Origin of the sequence: Arthrobacter sp. B0490 (assembly GCF_002929355.1) — a bacterium.
Lineage (GTDB): Bacteria > Actinomycetota > Actinomycetes > Actinomycetales > Micrococcaceae > Arthrobacter_D.
Genome location: NZ_PJIR01000164.1, coordinates 1 through 531, shown reverse-complemented (window position 1 = coordinate 531; position 531 = coordinate 1). Strand labels below are relative to the sequence as shown.

Annotated in this window: 1 protein-coding gene; it reads left to right on the top strand. The window is 62.9% G+C overall.

Annotated elements, in window-relative coordinates:
• Positions 1–483: type II secretion system F family protein (locus CXQ97_RS21265; RefSeq protein WP_219815498.1), on the top strand; the 483-nt coding region annotated here is incomplete at its 5' end.
• Positions 484–531: the final 48 nt, after the last annotated feature.

Below are 531 nucleotides of genomic sequence, written 5' to 3'. Positions count from 1 at the left end.
ATCGATGCGGAGCGTGCCCAGGCCGATAGCGTCGACGTGTTTGCCGTGCTGCGCGAGAAGCTGCGGCGCAAACGTGTCGATCTGGACGAACTGATCATCTTCAGCCGCCAGATGTACAGCCTGAACAAGGCCGGCGTGCCGATCATTCGCGCCATCGGCGGTCTGGCCGAATCCAATCGCAACCTGTATTTCCGCGGCATTCTGCAGGACGTGCGCGCCAGCCTCGAAAGCGGCCAGTCCATGGCGGTCGCGCTGAACGCGCATCCCAAGGTGTTCAACAATCTGTTTGTCAGCATGGTCAGCGTCGGTGAGAACACCGGCCAGCTCGACCAGGCGTTCAAGCAGCTGTCTGCCTATCTCGAGCTGGAGCGCGAGACCCGCAAGCGCATCAAGCAGGCCACGCGGTATCCGGTCTTCGTGCTGGTGGCCATGGGGGTGGCGCTGGGTGTCATCAATCTCTTGGTGATCCCGGCGTTCGCCTAGGTCTTCGCCCAGTTCCACGCGCAACTGCCGTGGGCCACGCGCGTGCTG